Origin of the sequence: Bacillus sp. AFS029637 (assembly GCF_002584985.1) — a bacterium.
Taxonomy (GTDB): Bacteria; Bacillota; Bacilli; order Bacillales; family Bacillaceae_G; genus Bacillus_A.
Genome location: NZ_NUPZ01000027.1, coordinates 15,857 through 35,494 on the forward strand (window position 1 = coordinate 15,857; position 19,638 = coordinate 35,494).

The 19,638-nt window shown below is 35.7% G+C and carries 18 protein-coding genes and 2 tRNA genes; all 20 read left to right on the plus strand.

The annotated features are described in order from the left end of the window. Positions 1-46: 46 nt before the first annotated feature. The 20 genes from COE49_RS15380 to hpt all read left to right on the plus strand — a co-directional run bounded on the left by COE49_RS15380 (position 47) and on the right by hpt (position 19,593). Complete coding sequence (locus COE49_RS15380) at positions 47-421, plus strand: RidA family protein (RefSeq protein WP_088233028.1); 375 nt, start codon at positions 47-49, stop codon at positions 419-421. A gap of 152 nt (positions 422-573) precedes the next feature. Continuing rightward, a complete protein-coding gene (spoVG, locus tag COE49_RS15385; RefSeq protein ID WP_000454042.1) occupies positions 574-867 on the plus strand; it encodes a septation regulator SpoVG in 294 nt (97 codons plus the stop codon). Between the two features lie 321 nt (positions 868-1,188). Continuing rightward, positions 1,189-2,568: a bifunctional UDP-N-acetylglucosamine diphosphorylase/glucosamine-1-phosphate N-acetyltransferase GlmU gene (glmU, locus tag COE49_RS15390; protein WP_088233029.1), complete on the plus strand. Its 1,380-nt coding sequence runs from the start codon at positions 1,189-1,191 to the stop codon at positions 2,566-2,568. Between the two features lie 18 nt (positions 2,569-2,586). Further along, the gene (locus COE49_RS15395; protein WP_000107420.1) at positions 2,587-3,540 is read left to right on the plus strand and encodes a ribose-phosphate diphosphokinase; all 954 of its coding nucleotides are present in this window, start codon (positions 2,587-2,589) and stop codon (positions 3,538-3,540) included. A gap of 73 nt (positions 3,541-3,613) precedes the next feature. After that, complete coding sequence (pth, locus tag COE49_RS15400) at positions 3,614-4,174, plus strand: aminoacyl-tRNA hydrolase (RefSeq protein WP_088233030.1); 561 nt, start codon at positions 3,614-3,616, stop codon at positions 4,172-4,174. Positions 4,175-4,244: 70 nt separating this feature from the next. Next, positions 4,245-4,469: an anti-sigma-F factor Fin family protein gene (locus COE49_RS15405; protein ID WP_000399441.1), complete on the plus strand. Its 225-nt coding sequence runs from the start codon at positions 4,245-4,247 to the stop codon at positions 4,467-4,469. 105 nt (positions 4,470-4,574) lie between these two features. Then, the gene (mfd, locus tag COE49_RS15410) at positions 4,575-8,105 is read left to right on the plus strand and encodes a transcription-repair coupling factor (RefSeq protein WP_088233031.1); all 3,531 of its coding nucleotides are present in this window, start codon (positions 4,575-4,577) and stop codon (positions 8,103-8,105) included. 135 nt (positions 8,106-8,240) lie between these two features. Further along, the gene (gene spoVT / locus COE49_RS15415) at positions 8,241-8,777 is read left to right on the plus strand and encodes a stage V sporulation protein T (RefSeq protein WP_000648302.1); all 537 of its coding nucleotides are present in this window, start codon (positions 8,241-8,243) and stop codon (positions 8,775-8,777) included. Positions 8,778-9,008: 231 nt separating this feature from the next. Beyond that, a complete protein-coding gene (locus tag COE49_RS15420; RefSeq protein WP_088233032.1) occupies positions 9,009-10,610 on the plus strand; it encodes a putative polysaccharide biosynthesis protein in 1,602 nt (533 codons plus the stop codon). Positions 10,611-10,622: 12 nt separating this feature from the next. Beyond that, the gene (gene yabN / locus COE49_RS15425) at positions 10,623-12,083 is read left to right on the plus strand and encodes a bifunctional methyltransferase/pyrophosphohydrolase YabN (protein ID WP_088233033.1); all 1,461 of its coding nucleotides are present in this window, start codon (positions 10,623-10,625) and stop codon (positions 12,081-12,083) included. A gap of 14 nt (positions 12,084-12,097) precedes the next feature. Next, positions 12,098-12,373 carry an RNA-binding S4 domain-containing protein gene (locus tag COE49_RS15430; protein WP_088233034.1) on the plus strand — a complete coding sequence of 92 codons (276 nt, stop codon included), beginning with the start codon at positions 12,098-12,100 and terminating at the stop codon, positions 12,371-12,373. 58 nt (positions 12,374-12,431) lie between these two features. After that, positions 12,432-12,740 (plus strand): sporulation protein YabP, encoded by a 309-nt coding sequence (gene yabP / locus COE49_RS15435; protein WP_001059102.1) that lies wholly within the window; start codon positions 12,432-12,434, stop codon positions 12,738-12,740. After that, on the plus strand, positions 12,737-13,390 hold the full coding sequence (gene yabQ, locus COE49_RS15440) for a spore cortex biosynthesis protein YabQ (protein ID WP_088233035.1): 654 nt from the start codon (positions 12,737-12,739) through the stop codon (positions 13,388-13,390). The genes yabP and yabQ overlap by 4 nt, the downstream gene beginning before the upstream one ends. After that, positions 13,387-13,746, plus strand: a complete 360-nt coding sequence (gene divIC / locus COE49_RS15445) for a cell division protein DivIC (RefSeq protein ID WP_001208736.1) — start codon at positions 13,387-13,389, stop codon at positions 13,744-13,746. The genes yabQ and divIC overlap by 4 nt, the downstream gene beginning before the upstream one ends. 87 nt (positions 13,747-13,833) lie before the next feature. Then, positions 13,834-14,319, plus strand: a complete 486-nt coding sequence (locus tag COE49_RS15450) for a S1 domain-containing RNA-binding protein (RefSeq protein WP_000021451.1) — start codon at positions 13,834-13,836, stop codon at positions 14,317-14,319. A 160-nt stretch (positions 14,320-14,479) separates the two neighbouring features. After that, positions 14,480-14,553 (plus strand) — tRNA-Met (locus tag COE49_RS15455). A gap of 13 nt (positions 14,554-14,566) precedes the next feature. Beyond that, positions 14,567-14,638: transfer RNA gene (locus COE49_RS15460), tRNA-Glu, on the plus strand. A gap of 259 nt (positions 14,639-14,897) precedes the next feature. Then, the gene (gene spoIIE / locus COE49_RS15465) at positions 14,898-17,369 is read left to right on the plus strand and encodes a stage II sporulation protein E (RefSeq protein WP_140417518.1); all 2,472 of its coding nucleotides are present in this window, start codon (positions 14,898-14,900) and stop codon (positions 17,367-17,369) included. 254 nt (positions 17,370-17,623) lie between these two features. Next, positions 17,624-19,054: a tRNA lysidine(34) synthetase TilS gene (tilS, locus tag COE49_RS15470; protein WP_088233036.1), complete on the plus strand. Its 1,431-nt coding sequence runs from the start codon at positions 17,624-17,626 to the stop codon at positions 19,052-19,054. Next, positions 19,051-19,593, plus strand: a complete 543-nt coding sequence (gene hpt, locus COE49_RS15475) for a hypoxanthine phosphoribosyltransferase (protein WP_000981842.1) — start codon at positions 19,051-19,053, stop codon at positions 19,591-19,593. The genes tilS and hpt overlap by 4 nt, the downstream gene beginning before the upstream one ends. Positions 19,594-19,638 lie beyond the last annotated feature (45 nt).

The window sequence follows — 19,638 nt, forward strand, 5'->3', positions numbered from 1 at the left end:
GCACTATTTTTAAAGAGTAAAAATAAATAATAAAAGGGTGAAAAATATGAAAGTTGTTCAAACAAGCAAGGCACCACAAGCGATTGGACCTTATTCACAAGGGATTATTGTAAATAATATGTTTTACAGTTCAGGACAAATTCCATTAACTGCAGGCGGAGAGCTTGTAGCAGGAGATGTGACAGTACAAACAGAGCAAGTATTTGAAAATTTACAAGCCGTATTAGAAGAAGCGGGCGCTTCATTTGATACAGTAGTAAAAACAACAGTATTCTTAAAAGATATGGATGACTTTAATGCTGTTAATGAAGTATACGGTTCTTATTTCTCTACTCATAAACCAGCGCGTTCTTGTGTACAAGTAGCAAAATTACCGAAAGATGTTTCAGTTGAAATCGAAGTAATTGCCCTAGTTAAGTAAGTCTTTGTAAGCGATAACCTCTATTAATCTTTATATTCAACTGTGTTAAAAATTTTTATCTTAAAAATTTTTAAAAAATTAAAGGGAAAATAGAAATTTTGTGGAATTTATACAAATATATCGCTTATTTAGAAAAGGGTGGTGAACACAAGATGGAAGTAACTGACGTAAGATTACGCCGCGTAAACACAGAAGGCCGCATGAGAGCAATTGCCTCTATTACCCTAGACCATGAATTTGTTGTTCATGATATTCGTGTAATTGATGGTAATAATGGATTATTTGTAGCAATGCCAAGTAAACGTACTCCAGATGGAGAATTCCGTGACATTGCACATCCAATTAATTCTAATACACGCTCTAAAATTCAAGATGCGGTTTTAACAGAGTATCACCGTTTAGGCGAGTTAGAAGAGGTTGAGTTTGAAGAAGCAGGTGCTTCGTAAAATTCGAATGAAAAGGGCTTTTGAAAGAAAGTCTTATAATTTTGTAGCAAACCCCTGTAAGTATTTACAGGGGTTTGTTTTTTTGTTTTTATACATTCGAAATCCAGAAAATTCGAAATTTATTAAGGTGAAGAAGAGAAACTTCTAATTTTTTCAAAATCATTTTAAATAGTATAGCTTATTTCTTAAAAAAGATACTAAAGAGTAAAACATCTTATAAGAATTATGGTAAAATTTAATAGTTAAAATGTGTTTCTTGAAATATATGATGATTTAGGATAATATCGTTAATGGATAAATAGGTTGCGATGGAGGGTCTATATGTCAAACAGATTTGCAGTGATTCTAGCTGCAGGTAAAGGCACACGTATGAAGTCTAAGCTATACAAAGTGCTTCATCCTGTATGTGGAAAACCTATGGTACAACATGTTGTCGATCAAGTATCTCAATTAGGATTGCAGAAACTTGTAACAGTCGTGGGACATGGTGCTGAAATGGTACAAGAACAGCTAGGAAACGTAAGTGAGTTTGCATTACAAGCAGAACAACTTGGTACAGCGCATGCTGTAGATCAAGCTGCGAGTGTACTTGCAAATGAAGAAGGAACAACTTTAGTTATTTGTGGCGATACGCCGCTAATAACTGCTGAAACGATGGAAGCATTACTTCAGCAACATAAAGAAGCAGGGGCAATGGCAACGGTGCTAACAGCTTACATAGAAGAACCTGCTGGATATGGTCGTATCGTTCGTAATGAGAATGGTCATGTTGAAAAGATTGTTGAGCATAAGGATGCAAATGAGAAAGAATTAGCTATTAAAGAAATCAATACGGGTACGTATTGTTTTGATAATAAAGCTTTATTCGCTTCACTTTCTAAAGTTTCAAATGATAACGTACAAGGTGAATACTACCTGCCAGATGTTATTGAGATTTTAAAAAATGAAGGTCATATTGTATCAGCTTATCAAACGGAGCACTTCGATGAAACGTTAGGTGTTAACGACAGAGTCGCTCTATCGCAAGCGGAAGTTATTATGAAAAACCGTATCAATCGAAAGAACATGGTAAATGGTGTTACAATTATCGATCCAAGTAACACATATATTTCTGCCGATGCAATTATCGGTAGTGATACAGTTCTTCATCCAGGAACAGTTATTGAGGGTAATACTGTAATTGGTTCTGATTGTGAAATTGGGCCACATACAGTAATTCGCGATAGTGAAATTGGAGATCGTACGACAATTCGTCAATCGACTGTACATGATAGTAAACTTGGTACAGAAGTAGCGGTTGGTCCATTTGCACATATTCGCCCAGATTCAGTTATTGGAGATGAAGTACGCGTTGGAAACTTCGTGGAAATCAAAAAAACTGTTTTTGGTAATAGAAGTAAAGCTTCACACTTAAGTTATATCGGGGATGCACAAGTTGGAGAAGACGTGAATCTTGGTTGTGGTTCAATTACGGTGAACTATGATGGCAAGAATAAATTCAAAACTGTGATTGGTAACGGGGTATTTATTGGATGCAATTCAAATCTTGTTGCGCCAGTAACAGTTGAAGATGGTGCTTATGTAGCAGCAGGCTCTACAATCACAGAGGATGTTCCATCAAAGGCATTATCAGTAGCACGTGCACGTCAAGTTAACAAAGAAGACTATGTTGATCAATTGCTGAATAAGAAAAAATCATAATGTGGAGGGTTAATCTAGATGTCGACTCAATATCTAAATTCTAATTTGAAAGTATTCTCTTTAAACTCTAATAAGGAACTTGCCGAGCAAATTGCAAAGCATATTGGGGTAGGACTAGGAAAATGTTCTGTTGATCGTTTTAGTGATGGAGAAGTTCAAATTAACATTGAAGAAAGTATCCGTGGTTGCGATGTATTCATTATTCAATCTACAAGCTTCCCAGTAAACGAACATATCATGGAATTACTTATTATGATCGATGCATTAAAACGTGCATCTGCAAAAACAATTAATATTGTTATTCCTTACTATGGTTATGCGCGTCAAGACCGTAAAGCGCGTTCTCGTGAACCAATTACATCGAAACTTGTAGCAAACTTGCTTGAAACAGCAGGTGCAACTCGTGTAATCACTCTAGATTTACATGCTCCACAAATTCAAGGGTTCTTTGATATCCCAATCGACCACTTAATGGGTGTACCGATTCTTTCAGATTACTTTGAAACAAAAGGTCTTAAAGATATCGTAATCGTGTCTCCTGACCACGGTGGTGTAACTCGTGCTCGAAAAATGGCAGATCGCCTAAAAGCACCAATTGCTATTATTGATAAGCGTCGTCCTCGTCCGAACGTATCAGAGGTAATGAACATTATTGGTAATATTGAAGGTAAAACAGCAATTTTAATTGATGACATCATTGATACAGCTGGTACAATTACATTAGCAGCAAACGCTCTTGTAGAGAACGGTGCTTCTGAAGTATATGCTTGCTGTACGCACCCAGTATTATCTGGTCCAGCAATTGAACGTATTCAAAATTCAAATATTAAAGAGTTAGTTGTAACAAACTCTATCGTATTACCAGAAGAGAAGAAGATCGACAAAGTACATGAACTTTCAGTTGCTCCATTAATCGGAGAAGCAATCATTCGTGTATACGAAGAAGAATCTGTAAGTGTATTATTCAATTAATTGGATAGAATGAGACGTAACCAAGCTTGGTTACGTCTTTTCGTATCGAAAAAAGAAAGTAGTTGGTACAAGAATGAAATTGATAGTAGGACTTGGGAACCCGGGTAGAGAATATGAATTAACAAGGCATAATATTGGATTTATGGCGATTGATGAACTTGCAAAGCGTTGGAACATTTCTTTAAATGAACAAAAATTTAAAGGAGTATTCGGTGCAGGATTTGTTAATGGAGAAAAAGTAATATTATTAAAGCCGCTTACATATATGAATTTATCTGGGGAAAGCATTCGACCACTCATGGATTACTATAAGATCGACGTTGAGGACTTCGTTGTTCTGTACGATGATTTAGATATCCCTGTAGGTAAATTGCGCCTTCGTATGAAAGGGAGTGCTGGTGGACATAATGGTGTAAAATCAACAATTTCGCATTTAGGAACACAAGAGTTCCAACGTATCCGTATGGGAATTGATCGTCCGAAAAATGGAATGAAGGTAGTAGATTACGTATTAGGACGTTTTACATCGGAAGAAATTCCTGATGTCAATCATTCTATTGAAAAAGCGGCGGATGCATGTGAAGAATGGTTAAAAAAACCTTTCCTTCAAATTATGAATACTTTCAATAGTTAAGGGCATGATTGGGAATATTTTATTTTATTTTCACCCATACTAGTAGAAATTGGATATTTAGGAGGCTAGTATGGAAGGGTATTATTATTGCAGACATTGTGGGAGCAATGTAGGCTCCGTTACCGCAGAAAAAGTATATAGCGACGTTTTATTTCAACTAACAGAGCAAGAAGTAGTAGAGATGATTCATTTTCATGAGAATGGAAATATATATATAAAAACGATTTGTGAATCGTGTCAAGAAACGCTCGCATCTTATCCCGAGTATTATGAATATGAAAAATTTCTACAATAAAATGTTGTCGCTTTGGCATGTCCAAAGCATTTTTCTGTTTCCTTTTTCCAAAATATTTGCATAAAATATAGTAACTTGCTCTTTATGTTGAGAGGAGTTTTGAAAATGATAGGCTTATTAGAGCAGTTTTATAAAAATGAAGAGATACAATCGGTTATTAATGGGTTAGAAGATGGTTTAAAAGAGCAACTTGTATCAGGTATGGCAACATCTTCTCGTTCATTATTAATGGCAGCCTTATATAAAAAAACAAAAAAATCACAACTGATTGTGACGCACAATTTATACCAAGCACAAAAAGTACATGAGGATTTAGTGGCATTACTTGGTGAAAAAGATGTGTGGCTATATCCAGTAAATGAATTGATAGCATCAGAAGTTGGGGTTGCAAGTCCAGAATTGAAGGCACAGCGCATTGAAGTGTTAAATCGCTTAGCTGCGGGAGAGAATGGGATTATTGTAGCGCCAGTTGCAGGGCTGCGTAGATTTTTACCAATAAAAGAATTGTGGAAGCAAAGGCAAATTGAAATCAATCTAGGGCAAGAGATTGATTTAGATGCATTCTTGCATACTTTACATCATATTGGGTATGAGCGTAAGTCAATGGTAGAAGCTCCAGGGGAGTTCAGTTTGCGTGGGGGCATATTAGATATTTATCCATTAACTGAAGAATTACCATTTCGTATTGAATTTTTCGACACAGAAGTCGATTCTATTCGATTATTTGATGTGGATGAACAGCGCTCTCAAGATAAAAAGGAAAGTATTAGATTCGGACCAGCAACAGAGTTTTTATTTTCACAGGAAGAATTGAAAGCGGGAATTAAGCATCTTGAAGAAGGTTTAACTAAGACGATGCAAAAACTTTCCGATGATAAATTAAAGACTACAGTCCTTGAGACGGTAAGCCATGAAATTGAAATGTTGAAAAACGGGCAAAGTATAGAACAAATGTTTAAATATTTATCTATTTTCTATAAAGAACCTGCTAGTCTGATAGATTATTTACCAGAAGACGGTGTTGTCATTTTAGATGAGATTTCCCGCATTCAAGAAACAGCATCACATCTTGAAACAGAAGAGGCGGAATGGTATATATCACTTCTGGGCGAAGGAACAATTATTCAAGATTTATCTTTCTCACACTCATTTGAGGGGTTTCTTCATCATAAAAAAAGAAGTTTTGTATATTTAACGTTATTCTTACGCCATATAGCACATACACATCCGCAAAACATTGTGAATGTGACATGTAAAACAATGCAAGATTTCCATGGACAGATGCAGTTGTTAAAAACGGAAATTGATAGATGGAATGAAGGGCACTTTACGACCGTTGTGCTCGGAACAGATGATGAGCGTGTAAAAAAACTACAACACATTTTAAGTGATTATGATATTGAAGCGGATATTGTAGAAGGCACAGATATTTTATTGCCTGGAAGGTTACAAATTGCGGTAGGTGATTTACATGCAGGGTTTGAAATGCCGATGCAAAAGTTCGTTGTCATTACTGAAAAAGAGCTTTTTCATAAGAAAGTTAAAAAATCACAACGCAAGCAAAAGTTATCTAACGCTGAACGTATTAAAAGTTATTCGGAATTAAAAGTTGGAGACTATGTAGTTCATGTAAATCACGGTATAGGTAAATTTTTAGGTATTGAGACTTTAGAGATTAATGGTGTTCATAAAGATTATCTGAATATCAAATATCAAGGGAACGATAAGTTATACGTTCCGATTGAACAAATTGACCAAGTGCAAAAATATGTAGGATCTGAAGGTAAGGACCCAAAAGTTTATAAATTGGGCGGAAATGATTGGAAGAAAGTCAAAACAAAAGTTGAAAAGTCTGTACAAGACATAGCGGATGACTTAATTAAATTATATGCTGAGCGCGAGGCTTCAAAAGGTTATGCATATACACCAGATACGGCAGAACAGCAAGAATTTGAATCTTCTTTCCCGTATCAAGAGACAGAGGATCAATTACGTTCTATTGAAGAAATTAAGAAAGATATGGAACGCGGACGTCCGATGGATAGGCTTCTGTGCGGTGACGTAGGATACGGAAAGACGGAAGTAGCTATTCGTGCGGCATTTAAAGCAATTATGGATGAAAAGCAAGTTGCGATTTTAGTACCGACAACGATCCTTGCACAACAACACTATGAAACAATTCGAGAGCGTTTTCAAGATTATCCAATTAATATAGGGTTATTAAGTAGATTCCGCACGAGAAAACAGCAAAATGAAACGATTAAGGGCTTAAAAGATGGTACGGTAGATATTGTAATCGGAACGCATCGTATTTTATCTAAAGATGTTACGTATAAAGATTTAGGTCTCCTTATTATTGATGAAGAACAAAGATTTGGTGTGACGCATAAAGAAAAGATCAAACAATTGAAAGCAAATGTTGACGTATTAACATTAACGGCAACTCCGATTCCGCGTACACTCCATATGTCTATGCTTGGTGTGCGTGATTTGTCTGTTATTGAGACACCGCCAGAAAATCGTTTCCCGGTCCAAACGTATGTAGTAGAGTATAATCCGGCATTAATGCGAGAAGCGATAGAGCGAGAACTTGCAAGAGGTGGGCAAATTTACTTCCTGTATAACCGTGTGGAGGATATCGAAAGAAAAGCAGATGAAATTTCGATGTTAGTTCCAGATGCTCGTGTAACATACGCACATGGAAAAATGAACGAAAGCGAATTAGAGTCTGTCATGCTATCGTTTTTAGAGGGGCAGCATGATGTTCTTGTAAGTACAACAATTATTGAGACGGGTGTAGATATTCCAAATGTAAATACATTAATTGTATTCGATGCAGATCGTATGGGATTATCGCAGTTGTATCAGCTTCGTGGGCGTGTTGGGCGTTCTAATCGTGTCGCATATGCATATTTTGCATACAAACGAGATAAAGTGTTATCAGAAGTTGCAGAGAAGCGTCTGCAAGCAATTAAAGAGTTTACAGAGCTGGGATCTGGTTTCAAAATTGCGATGAGAGACTTATCTATTCGTGGTGCTGGTAACTTATTAGGGGCAGAACAACATGGATTTATTGATTCTGTCGGATTTGACCTGTATTCTCAAATGTTAAAAGATGCAATTGAACAGCGCAGAGGGACAGACGGAGTTGAGAATACAGTTAATGTTGAAATTGACTTGGAAGTAGATGCATATTTACCAGATGCTTATATTTCAGATAGTAAGCAAAAAATTATGATGTACAAACAATTTAGAGGTGTTTCTACAATCGAGGATATTGAAGAATTACAGGAAGAAATGATCGATAGATTTGGTGATTACCCGCAAGAAGTTGGTTATTTATTACAAATTGCAAATATTAAAGTATTGGCAATGAAAGAACAAATCGAGTTGATTAAGCAAAATAAATTTGAAGTAACAATCCTGTTCTCAGAACAAGCGAGCCAAAATATTGATGGTGGAAAATTATTCATGCTTGGAAATAGTTTTGGTCGTATGATTGGTCTTGGAATGGAAGGATCACAATTGAAAATCGTTATGAAAACGAATGGATTAGAGACATCAAAGTGGTTAACAATTGCTGAAAATTTATTAAAAGGCTTACCAGATGTAAAAAAAGAAGTAATAAATGCCTAATATAAGATAAAAAATACAATTCGACGTGCATAGAAGAACTAATGTGTAAAATACTATGTCTAACAGTTGGTGATTTTTACATGAACAGGTAAATTCACCACTTTGATCATCAGTAGAAAGTGAGGCAGCATTAGAATGAAAGCAACTGGAATCGTACGTCGAATTGATGATTTAGGCAGGGTAGTAATCCCGAAGGAAATTCGTAGAACTTTACGTATTCGAGAAGGAGACCCACTAGAAATATTTGTTGATCGCGATGGGGAAGTAATTTTGAAGAAATATTCTCCAATTAGTGAATTAGGTGATTTTGCAAAAGAATATGCAGATGCTTTATACGATAGTTTAGGACATAATGTGCTTGTGTGCGATCGAGATTCTATTATCGCAGTATCAGGTGTATCCAAAAAAGAATACTTAAATAAAAGTGTAGGGGATCTAATTGAAAAAACGATGGAAGAACGAAAGTCTGTTATTATGACGGACGAAAGTGATATTTCCATTATCGATGGTGTAACAGAAAAGGTTCATTCTTATACAGTTGGACCGATTGTTGCAAATGGAGACCCAATTGGAGCTGTCATCATTTTTTCAAAAGAAGCTATTATAAGTGAAATAGAGCATAAAGCGGTCAATACTGCGGCCAGTTTCTTAGCGAAACAAATGGAACAGTAAGAATATATAATTTTAGAAGTAGCAATCTTTCCTAATTATGATATTTCTTTTTGAGAAATCAATTATTTGGAGATATATGTATATTGAAAAAAGGTAGCGCTTTGCTACCTTTTTTCGTTGAACATTTTCTAGTGTTGCATGAACTTATTATCACTCGTTGGGGTAAGGGAGCTTGTTCTTTTCTTTATGATATAATACGAGGGGTGAGAATAGAAAAAGGAGTTTTCTTGTATGGAAGCGAAGAAGTATCAAGCCTTTTGGCGTGGGGCTATTATATTAACAATCGCAAGTTTTATTACGAAAGTATTAAGCGCTTTTTACCGTATTCCATATCAAAATATAGCGGGTGATATTGGATTTTATATTTACCAACAAATTTATCCTTTTTATGGATTTTGTTTAATTTTAGCTACTTATGGGTTCCCTATTATAATTTCAAAAATGGTCGCGGAACGATTAGAGCGAGGGAAGCAAAAAGAAGCAGAAGAAATTATTTGTGTATCTTTTTGGTTTTTATTAGGAATTGGTTTCATAGGCTTTTTTACATTGTTCTTTGGCGCTGAAACAATTGCAACAGCTATGGGCGATATACACTTAGATAAGTTATTACGTGTTATTTCGTTTTCATTCATATTGATGCCATTTTTATCTGTAGCAAGAGGATATTTTCAGGGGTTTAATAATATGATGCCAACGGCTGTTTCGCAAGTGATAGAACAAACCATTCGGGTTTCTATTATTGTATTTTTATCCCTATTTCTAATTGCTCACGGATTTGATTTATATACAGTTGGTGCAGGTGCTATGTTAGGTTCAATTGCGGGTGGACTGATTGGGATTATTGTACTTTTACTTTATATGCGTCGTGATTTTCGTTCTATATTCTTCAAAAGTTTGAAGAATATTAGGGGGAAAGGAAGGATAATTAAAATCCTTTTTTGGCAAGGATTAGCAATTTGTGTTAGTAACTTGGTGCTTATTTTTATACAAATGGCTGATTCTGTTTCCTTTTATTCTTTACTTATTGGGGCGGGAGAACAAGCTGAAAGTGCAAAGGTATTAAAAGGTGTCTATGACAGAAGTATCCCTCTCATGCAGCTAGGCACTGTCGTGACAACTTCTTTCTCGTTGTCACTTATTCCGATTATTACAGCAGCTAAGGAAAGAGGAGATCTTTCCTTTATTCAAGAAAAGGTAAAGTTAGCAATGAAAATAACGTTCGTAATTGGATTTGCAGCTGCCATTGGATTAACTTGTATTATTCAACCTACGAATATTATGTTGTTTGAAAATAGTGATGGATCAGATGTTTTATCCATTTTATCTTTATCTATTTTATTTAGTTCATTGTCAATTACAACCGCTTCTATTTTACAAGGTTTGGGACAAACGTTAAAACCAGCAATATTTGTTGTATTTGGGGGTAGTTTAAAGTTAGCCTTAAACTACATACTAATGCCGCATTTTGGTGTGAAGGGAGCTGCAATTGCAACCTTAGTTGCGCTAATTGTCATTTCAATGCTAAATAGTGTACTACTTATGCGAGCAGTATCGGAATCGCTTATCGATAAGCGGAATATGCTAGGTGTAGTTATTAGTGGTATTGGTATGGGATTTGTATTAATAATGTTTATCCGTGTGTTGCAAATGTCTGGATTAGTAATTGATGCAGGGCATAGAGGAATTGCAACACTTGAAGCGTTATTAGGTGTAGCCATCGGCGGATCAACATATTTGTTTTTCATTTTAAAATTACGTGTATTTACAAAAAAAGAGCTAGGAACTGTTATGAAACAAGAGAAAAAAGAAGGTTCATTGAAGAAGAGTGGATAGAGGTGGCAGATTGTGAGTGGAATCATTACTATTTTGGGCCTAGGTGCTGGTGAGTTAGATCAGTTAACGATGGGTGTATATCGAAAAATAAAAGAAGCGGATCATATGTTTGTTAGAACGAAGGAACATCCCGTTATAGAAGAATTAGAGAGCGAAGGTATACAATATACGGCTTTTGACAATGTATATGAAGCGCATGATACATTTGAAATTGTATATGAAACAATTGCGAATACATTGCTAGAACAAGCTAAAGGTACAGAAATCATCTACGCTGTTCCAGGGCACCCGCTAGTAGCGGAAAGAACAGTTCAGCTACTGTTGGAAAAAGGAGAAATAGCAAATGTTGAAGTGCGGATTGAAGGTGGACAAAGCTTCCTTGATCCGATGTTCGCAAGTCTGAAAATCGATCCGATTGAAGGGTTCCAACTAATTGACGCTACATCATTTGAAAGAGGGCAATTAGAATTACGTCAACATTTAATCTTTTGCCAAGTGTATGATGCGTTCGTTGCTTCAGATGTGAAGTTAACATTAATGGAAATGTTACCGGATGATTATGAAGTGTATATCGTAACAGCTGCAGGAACTTCGTTCGAACAAGTTAAAAAGGTACCATTGTACATGTTAGATCATGAAACAGAATTGAATAATTTAACGAGTGTATATGTACCACCAGTTCAGGAACGTGCGTCCTTGTATCAACAGTTTGATGTGCTTAGAGAAATTATTGCAGACCTTCGTGGGCCAAATGGTTGTCCGTGGGATAAAAAGCAAACACATCAATCTTTAAAGAAGTATTTAATTGAGGAAGCTTATGAAGTATTAGAAGCAATTGATGAAGAGGACGATGATCATTTAGTAGAGGAACTAGGCGATGTATTATTACAAGTTATGCTTCATGCCCAAATTGGGGAGGATGAAGGTTGGTTCTCTATAGATGATATTATTCGAACTCTATCTGAGAAAATGGTTCGTCGCCATCCACATGTATTTGGAAATACGGATGTAAATAATGCCGATGAAGTGATTGCTAATTGGGAAGAAATTAAGAAACAAGAAAAAGGATCTGTGAAAGAATCTGTTTTAAATGGAGTTCCAAAAAGTTTGCCGCAGCTACTACGTGCTTATGAAATTCAGAAGGAAGCCGGCAAGGTAGGATTTGATTGGGCAGATGTGCAACCGATGATTGAAAAAGCCATAGAAGAATGGCAAGAGTTCCAACAAGAAGTTGTGAACATGGATGAGGAAAAGATGTTAGGTGAATTTGGTGATTTATTATTTGCGTTTGTTAATATAGCCCGCCATTATAAAATAGACCCAGAAGAGGCGTTACGTTCAACTAATGAGAAATTTATCGGTCGTTTTTTATACATGGAAGCAAAAGTAGCTGAAATGAATAAAGAAATGCAAGATTTATCACTAGAACAGTTAGATGTTTTATGGGAAGAGGCAAAACAAACAGAGCGTTAATAGGGGGATTTTATATGCGTCTAGATAAGTTTTTAAAAGTATCACGTTTAATTAAAAGAAGAACATTAGCGAAAGAAGTAGCTGACCAAGGAAGAATATCAATTAATGGTCAAGTGGCAAAAGCAAGTTCAGATGTGAAAGTGGCTGATGAATTAACAATTCGTTTTGGTCAAAAAATAGTAACTGTAAAAATAAATGAATTGAAAGAAACGACTAAAAAAGAAGATGCAGCAAATATGTATAGCTTAATTCGCGAAGAAAAAGTAAAAGCGGAAGAAGGCTTGTTCTAAAATTGGTTATCCTTCCATACATTACTATTAGCTAGTATAAATCTATGGGGGGATTTACGTGAATAATGGTTACTCACCTATGTCTTCTAATCAACAAAACGTTTCTGTAGAGCATGATATTGTTATGCGTGGCAGGCGTGTAATCGATATTACTGGTGTAAAGCAGGTAGAGAGTTTTGATAGCGAAGAGTTTTTACTCGAGACTGTAATGGGTTTTTTAACAATTCGTGGTCAAAATTTACAAATGAAAAATTTAGATGTAGAAAAAGGTGTTGTATCGATTAAAGGTAAAGTTCATGAAATGCTGTATATTGATGAGAATCAAGGGGAGAAAACTAAAGGTTTCTTTAGTAAGTTGTTTAAATGAGTCTAACAATTCAGTTGTATACAATGCTTTCAATGATTGGAATGGGTGCTTGGATTGGAGCGTCTTTAGATACATATCAACGGTTTTTAAAGCGTTCAGAACGTAAACGTTGGCTTGTATTTATACATGATATACTATTTTGGATTGTCCAAGCATTATTCGTTTTCTATGTATTGCTTCTTGTAAATGAGGCTGAACTACGTATATATGTGTTTTTGGCATTATTATGTGGTTTTGCAGCATATCAAAGCATGTTGAAAGCATTATACATGAAGATGTTAAATTTTCTCATCTATATTTTTGTACAAACAACACACTTTTTTGTTCGAATTATACAGCTACTCGTGATAAAACCTGTTATTATTATAGCGCAGCTATTTATTGCATTTATATTATTCTTATTTCGTATACTGCTTTCAATTGGACATGTGTTATGGAAAATGGTGATTTGGATATTACTTTTCATATGGAAAGTTTTTTTCTGGCCTGTTCGATTTATTGCTTCGCTCATATGGAAACTTCTCCCTAATCGTGTTAAACTTTTTATAATGAAACATGTAGGGTTCCTGCAATATATAGCAAAATTGAAGGGACATATCTTCCAATTATGGGAGCGTATAAAAAAGAAGTTAGGGGGACCTCGGAAATGAGGGAACTGAGACAAAGAACAATCGAAAAACAGAGTCCAAATCCTGTTAAAGAGCATATAATACAAACGGATGAGAACAGGAAGCGACTTTATCGCCGTTTAGCGGTTTTTCTTGTCTTTGCTTTTACAATTATTGCGAGTATTAGTGTAACGTTTTATCAACAAAACAGTTCCATTAAAGCAAAAGAAGCAAAAGTTAAGGACATGAAAAAAGAACTGGATTCATTAACGAATAAAGAAAAGAGTCTAAAAGACGAAGTTCAAAAGTTAAATGATGAAGAGTACGTATTAAAGATTGCTAGAAGGGATTATTTCTTCTCTGGAAAAGGGGAGATAATTTTTCCTGTTTCTAAGTAGAGTATGTCTTATTGACACTATATTTTAGGATTATATATAATAAAGTAAAATTTGACTTTTTAACCACTAAGGAGGAGCATTTTTTTTATGTCAATCGAGGTAGGCAGCAAGTTACAGGGTAAAGTAACAGGTATTACAAATTTTGGGGCTTTTGTGGAGCTGCCAGAAGGCTTAACAGGTCTTGTTCATATTAGTGAAGTTGCTGATAATTATGTGAAAGATATTAACGATCACTTAAAAGTGGGCGACCAAGTAGAAGTAAAAGTTATTAACGTTGAAAAAGATGGCAAGATTGGTCTATCTATTAAGAAAGCGAAAGAGCGCGAAAAAACAGAAGGAGATCGTCCACGTGGTGAATATCAACGCGGTGGTGATCAACAACGTTCTGGACGTCCACAACGTAATAATCGTTCTTTCAATAGAGATAATCGCGGTGGCGGTAACGACCGAGCTCCAAAAGAAACATTTGAGCAAAAGATGGCGCGCTTTTTAAAAGATAGTGAAGATCGTTTAACTTCTTTAAAGCGTAACACAGAATCTAAACGTGGTGGCCGTGGCGCACGTCGCGGATAATACGACCGTTTAATTCTTGACATATAGAGAGGTACCCAGAGCGATTGCTCGGGGTGCTTTTTTATATGGGAAAATATATTTTTAAAAAAGTTTTCAAGATGTGTTGACTTTAAATTGTATCTGATGTAAGATACTAATTGTCCGTTAAATAAGACGACATGGCGGTGTAGCTCAGCTGGCTAGAGCGTACGGTTCATACCCGTGAGGTCGGGGGTTCGATCCCCTCCGCCGCTATATTTATTTTAACGGCCCGTTGGTCAAGTGGTTAAGACACCGCCCTTTCACGGCGGTAACACGGGTTCGAATCCCGTACGGGTCATCTAAAAAGATCATGCAAATGTGCATGATCTTTTTTTGTTAAATAAATTAAGATATACAATACTTCTACAAAATTATCCTATATTTTCTGAATGTTCAATCAAAATATTAGGGATAAATTACATACTATGTATATATGTAGAGTTATTTCAAATAAAAAGTCGAACGATTATAAAAGTGAAAACTGTTGTTTTGACAAAAATCCCAATAATCATCTTTTATAATGACAGTAATTAAACTATGCAGGTGGTGTTAAAAATATGCCTAAAGCAGGAAGGAATACTATGAATACAAGTGCATTGGCAATGGATGAGAGTCAGCTTGGAACAATAAAGTGGACGAGTAAGTTGCGAATGAAGTTTGAACAGGTTTTCTTTAGATGGGGATTTATTATTGTTGTTATTGGTTTTCTTTTGGGACGAGCATATATATTAACAAACATTTTACCGTTTGCACTGCCATTTTTTGCTGCTGTTTATGTTATGAAGCGGGATAAAATGCCGCTCGCGTTCTTAGCTCTAATGGGAGGAGCGCTTTCCGTTTCGATAGATAATTTATTTTTTACTTTTGCATCTATTTTTACTTTCTTCATTTATAATATCTTCTTTAGTCGATTTACACGTAAAACGGTCGGACTTGTTCCATTCCAAGTATTTATCTCCGCATTAACCGCACACTTAGTTGTTGTCTATTTTGCACAACAGACTGTCACCATGTACGATTTACTTGTTAGTACGATTGAGGCGGGGCTTAGCTTTGTATTAACTATGATATTTTTACAAAGTGTTCCGCTTTTAGTAGAAAGGAAAGGAAAACAACAAGCATTAGAGACAGAAGAAATAGTTTGTTTAATTATATTACTAGCATCTGTATTAACGGGTACAACAGATTGGTTTGTATATGATGCTTCGATTCAACATATTTTCACTAGGTATTTAGTACTAGTGTTTGCATTTATTGCTGGCGCTGCCACCGGGTCTACAGTGGGGGTTGTTACTGGATTAATATTAAGTTTAGCGAATGTGTCTAGCTTGTCTCAGCTTAGTTTACTTGCCTTTTCTGGATTACTTGGTGGGTTGTTAAAAGAAGGGAAGCGTCTAGGTGTTAGTTTAGGTTTATTAATTGGGACAAGCTTGATTACGCTATATGTAGACAAGCAAACAAATATCGTAACAACTTTAATTGAATCTGGTGTGGCGATTATGTTCTTCTTATTAACGCCGAAACTTGTTGTGGATCGTATTGCTAAATTTATGCCAGGTACACAGGAACATTCGCAAGATCAACAACAATATCTAAGAAGAATGCGTGATGTTACAGCGAACAAAATTAATCAATTTGCAAATGTGTTTGCCGCTTTATCTAATAGCTTTTCTGTATATGGGTACGTGGAGGAGGAAGATAAGGAGACAGAGGCGGATTTGTTCTTAAGTACAATTACTGCAAAAACATGTCAAACATGTTTTAAAAAGGATCAATGCTGGGTAGTTAATTTCGATAAAACATACGATTATATGAAACAAATCATGAATGAAACAGAAGAAGGGACGTTACAACATAATCGGAAGTTAGTTCGTGAATGGGACAAGCATTGTGTGCGAGGAAAAAAAGTGACAGATTTAGTAGCGGGCGAATTAGATCACTTCTATGAAGGACAGAAATTACGAAAACAAATGAAAGAAAATCGTAGAATAGTAGCGGAACAATTATTAGGTGTATCGAAAGTTATGGAGGATTTCGCTAAGGAAATACAAAAAGAACGAGAAAATCATCAAGTACAGGAAGAACAGATTTTGCAAGCGTTTCGTGATTTCGGTGTAGAAGTGGAGCATGTTGATATTTATTGTTTGGATAGAGGGAGCATTGATATTGAAATGTTGATTCCGGCTGCATCTAATGAACATGGAGAATGTGAAAAATTAGTTGCGCCGATGCTTTCTGATATTCTAAAAGAAAATATCGTTGTGAAGCATGAAGAAAAATCTTCTTATCCAAATGGGCACAGTTTAATATCATTTGGTTCAGCAAAGACGTACTCTCTTGATACAGGGTTGGCCACAGCTGCAAAAGGTGGTGGGTTCGTTTCGGGTGATTCTTATGCGATGATGGATTTAAGTGTCGGTAAGTATGCGCTTGCGATTAGTGATGGTATGGGAAATGGGCAAAGAGCTCATATGGAGAGTAAGGAAACGGTAAAATTATTACAAAAAATACTTCAATCAGGTATTGATGAGGAAATAGCAATTAAATCTATTAATTCAATTCTTTCTTTAAGAACGACAGAAGAGATGTTTACGACGTTGGACTTAGCTATGGTAGATTTACGGGATGCGAGTGCAAAGTTTTTAAAGATTGGATCAACGCCGAGCTTTGTTAAGCGCGCAAATAATATTTTGAAAATTGAGGCAAGTAATTTGCCAATGGGAATTATTGAAGATGTTGAAGTTGATGTGGTGGGTGAGCAATTAAAAACAGGCGATATCCTTATTATGATGAGCGATGGGATTTTTGAGGGAGCGCAACATGTGGAAAATCATGAACTATGGATGAAACGAAAAATTAAAGAATTGCAAACCGAAGATCCGCAAGAAATTGCAGATATTATTATGGAGGAAGTAATTCGATCTGGTGATGGTTATATAAACGACGATATGACTATTGTTGTGGCGAAAGTAAAGAAAAATATGCCGAAGTGGGCTACGATTCCAATTGTAGGGATGCAGGCGCAATAAAGAATTGCTTTATTCAATGGGGGTGTTTGGCCACTACTGATTAATATAGTCTATTTACAAAAAAACCTAGGTGGATGCCTAGGTTTTTTGCTTTAAAAGATAATGTTATTATTTTTGTGAATATACATGAAGGATGTAAGATAAAAATGTAATTTTTGTATATCTTTTTTTTGCACAATGTTTGTAAAAGTTGTACCATTATAGACAAGGTAACTAACGTTGCTGTTCTTGTTTAATGAAAGGTGATTACGAAGTTGAAAGATACATTTGTTGAAAAGGTAGATGACTTTGTAAAGCAGCATGATGTATTAAAGGAACGTTCAACAATTGTTGTAGGAGTTTCTGGTGGTCCTGACTCTTTGGCTCTTTTATATTATTTGTTAGAAAAAAGAGAGGCAAAACAGTTGAAAATTGTAGTAGCGCATGTAGACCATATGTTTAGAGGCGATGAATCTCATGAGGACCTACAGTTTGTGCAGAGTCTTTGTAAAGGGCTGGGAGTTATTTGTGAAACGATAAGAATTAACGTGTCGCAATATCAACAGCAATACGGGATGAATGCGCAGGTTGCTGCTAGAGAATGCAGATATGCATTTTTGGAAAGAATAATGAAGGAATATGATGCGAGATATGTAGCTCTTGGGCATCATGGAGATGATCAAGTAGAGACAATTTTAATGCGTCTTGTACGAGGGAGTACTCCAAAAGGGTATGCAGGAATTGCAGTGAAGCGTCCTTTTCATAATGGATATTTAATTAGGCCTTTACTTGGAGTAACGAAGGAAGAAATTATTGATTACTGTAATAAGCTAAATGTAATTCCCCGTATAGATCCGAGTAATAAAAAGGAAGTATATACAAGGAATCGATTACGTAAATATGTTCTTCCTCATTTGAAAGAAGAAAACCCACAAGTGCATGAGAAATTTCAAAAATTTAGCGTGCAGATGCAAGAGGATGAGGCGTATTTGCAGGAATTAGCTTTTGAGAAAATGAATAAAGTAATTACAAAAAAAAGTGATAAACAAATTAGCTTATCAATTCCTGCCTTCGAATCCATGTCTTTGCCTTTACAAAGGAGAGGGATTCAACTAATATTAAACTATCTTTATGAATATAAGATTCCGTCTTCTCTTTCTTCTATACATATTGACAAAGTGATTGAGTTTTTTAAGCGGATACAACCTTCGGGTTCACTTGATTTCCCAGGTGATTTAAAAATTGTCCGCACATACGAGGAGTGTAGCTTTAGATTTAAACAAGAAATTGTTTCTCCTTTTTCGCAAGATTTATCAGTACCCGGGACAATTACATTATCGAACGGTGATAAACTTGTAACAGAGGTGAGCGAAGATATACCAAGTAACATGAATGAAACAGTATTTGTTGCTAAGTATAATGATATATCATATCCACTTCGTATTCGGTCTAGAGAAAATGGAGATCGCATGTCAATACAAGGTATGGATGGCACAAAAAAGATAAAAGCTATTTTTATCGAAGCGAAAGTACCAAAAGAAAAAAGGGAAGAATGGCCGGTCGTTTGTGATGCAAGTGGAAATATTATTTGGGTACCCTTGTTGAAGCGATCTGCATTTGCTATTTCGAAAGAAATAGCAAAGAAGGATAAATATATGATTATTCACTACAAAAGCAAGGAGTCTTCCGGGAGGATAATGAAATGATGAATCAAGATATCGAAAAAGTATTAATTTCTGAAGAACAAATACAAGAAAAGGTGCGCGAATTAGGTGCAATTATTGCAGAGGATTACAAAAACACAGTACCTCTTGCAATTGGTGTATTAAAGGGTGCAATGCCATTTATGGCAGATTTATTAAAGAGAACAGATACATATCTTGAAATGGATTTTATGGCTGTATCTAGTTACGGTCACTCTACAGTTTCAACAGGTGAAGTGAAAATTTTAAAAGACCTTGATACTTCTGTAGAAGGTCGCGACATTTTAATCGTTGAAGATATTATTGATAGCGGTCTTACGCTAAGCTACTTAGTGGACCTGTTCAAATATCGTAAAGCGAAGTCTGTAAAAATTGTTACGTTATTAGATAAGCCTACAGGCCGTAAGGTTGATCTGAAAGCGGATTACGTTGGATTTACTGTTCCGCATGAATTCGTTGTAGGATATGGGTTAGATTATAAAGAGCAGTACCGTAATCTTCCTTATGTGGGAGTATTAAAACCAAGCGTTTACTCAAATTAATTAAATACAGGCGTCACAATTGTATAGGAAAGTTTTTCTATGTTA

Bases quoted from the DNA above. Each gene is read 5' to 3' on its own strand.
- COE49_RS15450 (WP_000021451.1), top strand. From the start codon at position 13,834: ATGTCAATCGAGGTAGGCAGCAAGTTACAGGGTAAAGTAACAGGTATT.
- pth (WP_088233030.1), top strand. From the start codon at position 3,614: ATGAAATTGATAGTAGGACTTGGGAACCCGGGTAGAGAATATGAATTA.
- hpt (WP_000981842.1), top strand. From the start codon at position 19,051: ATGATGAATCAAGATATCGAAAAAGTATTAATTTCTGAAGAACAAATA.
- spoVT (WP_000648302.1), top strand. From the start codon at position 8,241: ATGAAAGCAACTGGAATCGTACGTCGAATTGATGATTTAGGCAGGGTA.
- spoIIE (WP_140417518.1), top strand. From the start codon at position 14,898: ATGCCTAAAGCAGGAAGGAATACTATGAATACAAGTGCATTGGCAATG.
- COE49_RS15430 (WP_088233034.1), top strand. From the start codon at position 12,098: ATGCGTCTAGATAAGTTTTTAAAAGTATCACGTTTAATTAAAAGAAGA.
- divIC (WP_001208736.1), top strand. From the start codon at position 13,387: ATGAGGGAACTGAGACAAAGAACAATCGAAAAACAGAGTCCAAATCCT.
- glmU (WP_088233029.1), top strand. From the start codon at position 1,189: ATGTCAAACAGATTTGCAGTGATTCTAGCTGCAGGTAAAGGCACACGT.
- spoVG (WP_000454042.1), top strand. From the start codon at position 574: ATGGAAGTAACTGACGTAAGATTACGCCGCGTAAACACAGAAGGCCGC.
- COE49_RS15420 (WP_088233032.1), top strand. From the start codon at position 9,009: ATGGAAGCGAAGAAGTATCAAGCCTTTTGGCGTGGGGCTATTATATTA.
- yabQ (WP_088233035.1), top strand. From the start codon at position 12,737: ATGAGTCTAACAATTCAGTTGTATACAATGCTTTCAATGATTGGAATG.
- mfd (WP_088233031.1), top strand. From the start codon at position 4,575: ATGATAGGCTTATTAGAGCAGTTTTATAAAAATGAAGAGATACAATCG.
- COE49_RS15405 (WP_000399441.1), top strand. From the start codon at position 4,245: ATGGAAGGGTATTATTATTGCAGACATTGTGGGAGCAATGTAGGCTCC.
- COE49_RS15395 (WP_000107420.1), top strand. From the start codon at position 2,587: ATGTCGACTCAATATCTAAATTCTAATTTGAAAGTATTCTCTTTAAAC.
- COE49_RS15380 (WP_088233028.1), top strand. From the start codon at position 47: ATGAAAGTTGTTCAAACAAGCAAGGCACCACAAGCGATTGGACCTTAT.